The 6,074-nt window shown below is 74.2% G+C and carries 5 protein-coding genes; 4 read left to right on the forward strand and 1 reads right to left on the reverse strand.

The annotated features are described in order from the left end of the window. Window positions 1-13: 13 nt before the first annotated feature. A complete protein-coding gene (locus ABD932_RS34355) occupies window positions 14-610 on the reverse strand; it encodes a histidine phosphatase family protein (RefSeq protein WP_250085772.1) in 597 nt (198 codons plus the stop codon). Window positions 611-795: 185 nt separating this feature from the next. Between ABD932_RS34355 and ABD932_RS34360 the strand changes: the two genes are divergently transcribed. The 4 genes from ABD932_RS34360 to ABD932_RS34375 are packed head-to-tail and all read left to right on the forward strand — an operon-like array spanning window position 796 to window position 6,005. After that, window positions 796-1,839 (forward strand): phosphatase PAP2 family protein, encoded by a 1,044-nt coding sequence (locus ABD932_RS34360; protein ID WP_345018976.1) that lies wholly within the window; start codon window positions 796-798, stop codon window positions 1,837-1,839. Beyond that, entirely contained in the window at window positions 1,790-3,040 is a 1,251-nt protein-coding gene (locus ABD932_RS34365; RefSeq protein ID WP_345018978.1) for a hypothetical protein, read from the forward strand. Before ABD932_RS34360 ends, ABD932_RS34365 begins: the two co-directional genes overlap by 50 nt. Then, window positions 3,031-4,674, forward strand: coding sequence for a hypothetical protein (locus ABD932_RS34370; RefSeq protein WP_345018980.1), 1,644 nt, complete (start codon window positions 3,031-3,033; stop codon window positions 4,672-4,674). Before ABD932_RS34365 ends, ABD932_RS34370 begins: the two co-directional genes overlap by 10 nt. After that, entirely contained in the window at window positions 4,671-6,005 is a 1,335-nt protein-coding gene (locus tag ABD932_RS34375) for an AAA domain-containing protein (protein WP_345018982.1), read from the forward strand. The genes ABD932_RS34370 and ABD932_RS34375 overlap by 4 nt, the downstream gene beginning before the upstream one ends. The last annotated feature ends 69 nt before the right edge of the window (window positions 6,006-6,074 follow it).

Below are 6,074 nucleotides of genomic sequence, written 5' to 3' on the forward strand. Positions count from 1 at the left end.
TGCCGTCCACGTGCTAGCCGGCCAGGTGCCCCAGGTCGTTCCAGCTCTCGATCGCCGGTTCCCCGTACGCCCACCCCAGCACCGACAGGGACGTCGGATTCAGGCGGATGCGGGCGGCGAAGTCCAGGGGCAGGCCCAGCCAGCGCGCGCCTATGGAGCGGAGTATGTGCCCGTGCGCGAAGACCAGCACATCCCGGTCCTCCTCGCGCGCCCACGCCACCACCTCGTCGGCCCGGGCCGTCATCTCGGACAGGGTCTCGCCCTCGGGGACGCCGTCGCGCCAGATGAGCCAGCCGGGCCGGACGGCCTGGATGTCCGCCGGTGTCATGCCCTCGTACGCGCCGTAGTCCCATTCCATGAGCGTGTCCCAGGCACGCGCGCGTTCACCGAAGCCGGCGAGTTCGCACGTCTCACGCGCGCGTGAGAGCGGGCTGGTGCGGACCTCGACGCCCGCCAGCCCGTCGTACGGCGCCCTGTGGAGACGTTCGCCGAGGAGCTTCGCACCCCTGCGGCCCTCCTCCAGGAGCGGCACATCCGTCCTGCCCGTGTGCTTGCCGGACAGCGACCACGCCGTCTGTCCGTGCCGGGCCAGCAGGATGCGCGGTGCCATGGAAAGGCCTTTCCGGAAGAAATCAGAGGCGGACCCGTCCATCATCCCGCACGCTGTCCGGGGGCAACCCCGGGGGCGATCTCTGCGTCTTGAGGGCCGGGGCGCCCGCAGGGGGCGCGCGCATACACCGTAAAGTGGTCCGACCGGTCAACCGGGCGCCGCGACATGAAGGGGGAGGCGATCGGATGCCACGCGCCGAGACAGCTGGCGTGGAGGCGACGCCGCGGACCCGCCTGCGCTGGTGGACCGAGCTGCCGCTGATATTGCTGGTCTACGCCTGCTACTCGGCGGGGCGGCTCCTCGCCCGCGGCGACGTCAGCCACGCCGTGGACCACGGCCTCGCGATCCTGGACATCGAGAAGGCCCTGTTCCTCAACGCGGAGCACCCCCTCAACCGCCTCTTCACCCGTGAGCCCTGGCTCGGCGTCCCGGCCGACTTCTGGTACGCGTCGCTGCACTACCTGGTCACGCCCGTGCTCCTGGTCTGGCTCTTCCGGTCGCGCACCGTGCACTACCGCGCGGCCCGCACCTGGTTGATGACGTCGACCTTCATCGGCCTGATCGGCTTCACCCTGCTGCCCACCTGCCCCCCGCGGCTGCTCGACGCGAGCCACGGCTTCGTGGACACGATGGCCCAGTACAGCTCGTACGGCTGGTGGGGCGGCGAGGCGAGCGCGCCGCGGGGCATGGGCGGAATGACCAACCAGTACGCGGCCATGCCGAGCCTGCACGTCGGCTGGGCGCTGTGGTGCGGCGTGATCCTGTGGCGGTACGGCGGGACGCGTCTGGCGAAGGTCGCGGCGATCGCCTACCCGCTGATCACGACGATCGTGGTGATGGGCACCGCCAACCACTACTTCCTCGACGCGCTCGCGGGCGCCGCCGTGATGGGCGTCGGGCTGCTGCTGGCGCCGTACGTGATGCGGACCGCGGATCGGGCGCGGGCCCGGTTCGGGGCGCGGCTCGCGACCGCGACGACCGCCGCGACAGCCGGGCAGAGCTCCAGCGACACGGTCGGCGTCGGCCCGGACGACCGCGTCCCGTCCGGCTCCGGCACCCCCGTCCCCGTGGGCTCGGGCGACGCATCTTCCTCAATTGTCAGTGGCGGATGCCAGACTTCCGCGGGTGAGCGAATTCCACGGCAGCGCGAGTCCCGGTTCGGTTCCGGAGCCGAGCCGAGTGCCTCTCCCCAGGACGCGGGGGACGGCGCTCCGACACCGGCTCGCTGAGCTGCGCGGTCCGGACGTCGCGGCCAAGGCGCTGGACGCGCGCGCCCTGGCCGCCCTCGCCGCCAACCCCGGCTGCAAGCGGCGCGCGATCCTGGACGGCGCAGGGGTGAACAAGGCGGCGCTGGCGAGCGCGCTGGGCTCGCCGTCAGCGTTCGGGCAGTCGCAGTTCGCCCTCACGCGCGGGAACGCCTTCGAGGCCAAGGTCAAGGCGGACGGCGGCGCGGAACTGCTGCGGCTGGTGCACGAGAAGCTGGACCGCACCGCCGAACCGCCCGCCCACGCGCGTGTGCCCGAGCTCGCCGCGATCGGCCCCGAGGGCCGGACGGCCCGTACGGCCCTGGCGCTGCGCGAGGCCGGCGAGGCGCGCGGCGAGTGGACCCTGCTCGACCACCCGATGCTCGCGCTGGACGTCGCCGGCTCGCCCGCCTTCCTGGAGCCGGACGCGGTCGTCGTGCACCCGGACGGCAGCTGGACGGTCGTGGAGATCAAGTCCTTCCCGATGCTGGACGGCTCGGCGGACCCGGCGAAGGTCGGCGCGGCCGCACGGCAGGCGGCGGTGTACGTGCTGGCGCTGGAACAGATCGCCGCCCGTCTCGGCGCGGAGCCGACACCGGCTGAGGTGCCCCGGAGGCGGAGCGCCTCAGACAGCGCCCCCGCCCCGCGCGTGCGCCACCGCGTCCTCCTCGTCTGCCCCAAGGACTTCTCCAACCTCCCCACCGCCGCGGCCGTCGACGTCCGCAAGCAGCGCGCGGTGACCGCACGCCAGCTGGCCCGCCTCACCCGTATCGAGGACATCGCCGACGCGCTCCCCGACGGCATCTGCTTCTCCCCCGACCTGCCCGCCGACGACCTGACGGCAGCCGTCGAGTCGGTCCCGGCGACGTACGCGCCCGAGTGCCTGTCCGCCTGCGAGCTGGCCTTCCACTGCCGCGCCCGCTCCCGCGCGTCCGGCGCGGTGACGTCGCTGGGCCGTTCGGTGCGGGCCGAGCTGGGCGGCCTGACCACGGTCGAGGACGTCCTGTCGGCGGCCCGGGGTGAGACCGGCGACCCGGACGACCCGGCGGTGGCCGCCCTGCGCAGGGCCGCGCGGCTGCGTGCCGAGGCCCTCGGCCGGGAAGCCCAGACCCTCGGCCGGCAGGCCCAGGCAGCCGGTCGGCCGGCCGACACCCTCGGTCTTGAGGCGGTGGCCCCGTGTCGTTGATCGCCACCCTCGCCCGTCTCGAAGCCGTCAGCACCGGCCGCGCGCAGCCCACCGCCACCGTCCGCCACCGGCGCCTGTCCGAGCGCCCACTGGTGTTCGTGCCCCTCACCACCGCCGGTGAGGCCGGCGCCCCGCTCGGCGCGCTGGTCGGCACGGACCGGGACGCCCCGCACCTGCTGGTCGTACCGCAACCGCGCGACCGGGACCTCAGGTTCGCGTTCCTGTCCGAGCTGGCGGACATCGTCCTGCCGTACATCGACACCTACGCGGAGGACGTGGAGGCCGCCGAGCGGGGCGAGACCGACCCCGAGACCGGCAAGCGGGTCAAGGTCGAGGTCGAACTGTGCGCGGACGCCCCGCAGTTGATCCTGCCGAGCCGAGCGGGCGTCGACTTCGTGCGGCTGCTCGGCCGCTCCATGCGCTTCAGGCGTACGGCGGAGCAGGACCCGGAAACTCCCTACCCCGCGCCCCCGCGCGTGCCGTTGCTCGGCCGCTGGCTGACGCACTTCGGCGAGCGGGCCCGGGTGCCCGGTTCCTCGCTGCTGCTGGCGATGACGGACGTACTGGCCCGGCACTGGGCGACCGGCCAGTCCACGCTGGAGGACCAGCACCTGGGCGCGCTGCTCGCGTGGATCGCCCCGCCGGAGGGCGAGACGGGCGCCGAGGCGGCGCTGCGGGCGGAGCTCGCGCGGGACGCGCGGGGCCAGTTGCTGTGCCCGCCGGCCGGTCCCGCCACCGACCCGGCGTTCGACAACAAGCTGCTCGCGCCCGCCTTCGAGCGCTACGACCGCGCGCGTACGGCCCTCGCCGCCGCCGAGGACGGTCTGCAGGCCGACGACCGGCTCGGTGACCTCACCGCCGCCGAGCGGGAGATCCGCGCCCTCGTCGAGAGCCGGACCCGGCCCACCTGGGACGCGGTGTGGCGCGGCCTCGACCTGCTGCGGGAGCTGCCCGAGGCCGGGCGGGTCGAGGAGCGGTGGACCCGGGACCGCTGGTCGTTCACCGGTCACCGCGACCGGGTCGTCGCCGGTGAACCCCCGCAGCCGCGCCGCGACGACGCGGTCACCGCCGCCAACAAGCTCGCCGCGCGCGAGCGCGAGCAGGCCCGCCTGGAGGCGCAGGAGGCGCTCGACGACCCGCTGGTGATGGCGGGGCGTCGGCTGTCCGGGGAGGCGTTCGCGGGCGAGGTCACCGAGGTCGTGATGGCGTACAGCGAGGGCAAGCGGCCGAGCCCGCGCCCGCTGGTCACGGTCCGCACGGACGACCGGCCGCATCTGGGCGAGCGGGCCAAGGTGTTCCGGTCGCTGGGCGGGAAGCCGCAGTCGGCGGAGTTCGTCGGCTACGAGGAGGCCCTCGACAAGGGCGACGAGGACGGCGCGGGCGGCGAGGACGGCCAGGACGCCGGCGCGCTGCTCGTGCTGCGGGTGCTGGACAAGATGGGCCGCGGCAAGGAGCCGGAGGAAGGGTCCGTGCCGCAGAAAGGCGACCTGGTCTGCTTCACGCTGTTCGAGCACGAGCAGCGGGGCGGCGCGAAGCTGCCCGACCCGGAGGAGACACCGTGGACGCATGGCGGGCCGCCCGGGGAGCAGGTGTCCGAGGCCGCCGATCCGCTGACCGAGGAGGACGTCCTGTGACCGCCGTGTTCGACCCCGGTGCCGCGGCGACCGAGGCCACCGACGCGATCCTCCGCGACACCCTCCACGGCACCGCGCGCGGTGTCGTCGTCGACTCCCCGCCCGGCGCAGGCAAGTCCACGCTCGTCGTCCGCGCGGCCCTGGAACTCGCCGACGCCGGCCGCCCACTGATGGTCGTCGCGCAGACCAACGCCCAGGTCGACGACCTGGTGCTGAGGCTCGCCGAGAAGAACCCCGAGCTGCCGGTGGGCCGTCTGCACAGCAGCGACGCCGACCCGTACGACAAGGCGCTGGACGACCTGCCGAACGTACGCAAGTCGGCGAAGGCGGGCGACCTGAGCGGCCTCTCGGTCGTCATCTCCACGGCGGCGAAGTGGGCGCACGTCAAGGTCGACGAGCCCTGGCGGCACGCGATCGTCGACGAGGCGTACCAGATGCGCTCGGACTCGCTGCTCGCGGTGGCCGGGCTGTTCGAGCGGGCGCTGTTCGTGGGTGACCCGGGCCAACTGGACCCCTTCTCGATCGTCGGCAGCGAGCAGTGGGCGGGCCTGTCGTACGACCCGTCGGCGTCCGCCGTCACCACCCTCCTGGCCCACAACCCGGCCCTCCCTCAGCACCGCCTGCCGGTCTCCTGGCGCCTCCCGGCGTCTGCGGCGCCCCTGGTGTCCGACGCCTTCTACCCGTACACACCGTTCCGCAGCGGCACGGACCACGGCGACCGTCATCTCTCCTTCGCGGTCCCGTCGGACGGCTCGGGCCCCGACCGGGTGATCGACGAGGCGGCGGAGTCCGGCTGGGGGCTGCTGGAGCTGCCCGCCCGGCACACCCCGCGCACGGATCCCGAGGCGGTACGGGCGGTCGCGACGGTCGTACGACGCCTCCTGGACCGGGGCGGCGCGGCCACGTCGGAGCGCTCACCCGACCCCGCGCCCCTCACCGCCGACCGGATCGCCGTCGGCACGGCCCACCGGGACCAGGCGGCAGCGGTCCGCGCGGCACTGTCCGAGCTGGGCGTGACGGACGTCACCGTAGACACCGCGAACCGCCTACAGGGCCGCGAGTACGACGTGACGGTGGTCCTGCACCCCCTCTCCGGCCGCCCCGACGCCACCGCCTTCCACCTGGAGACGGGCCGCCTGTGCGTCCTCGCCTCCCGCCACCGCCACGCGTGCATCGTGGTGTGCCGGGCAGGGGTGAGCGAGCTGCTGGACGACTATCCGTCGACGGAGCCGGTGCAGCTGGGGACGCTGGTGAAGTTTCCGGATGGCTGGGAGGCGAATCACGCCGTGCTGGCACGGCTCGCCGAGCACCGAGTGGCCTGGCGACCGTGATCGACGCGTCCAGGCACCCGCTCGGCGGACATCCGGCTCAGCACCGCCCCCCTCACCGGACGGAGTCCG

Source organism: Streptomyces shaanxiensis (assembly GCF_039537145.1).
GTDB classification, from domain to species: domain Bacteria; phylum Actinomycetota; class Actinomycetes; order Streptomycetales; family Streptomycetaceae; genus Streptomyces; species Streptomyces shaanxiensis.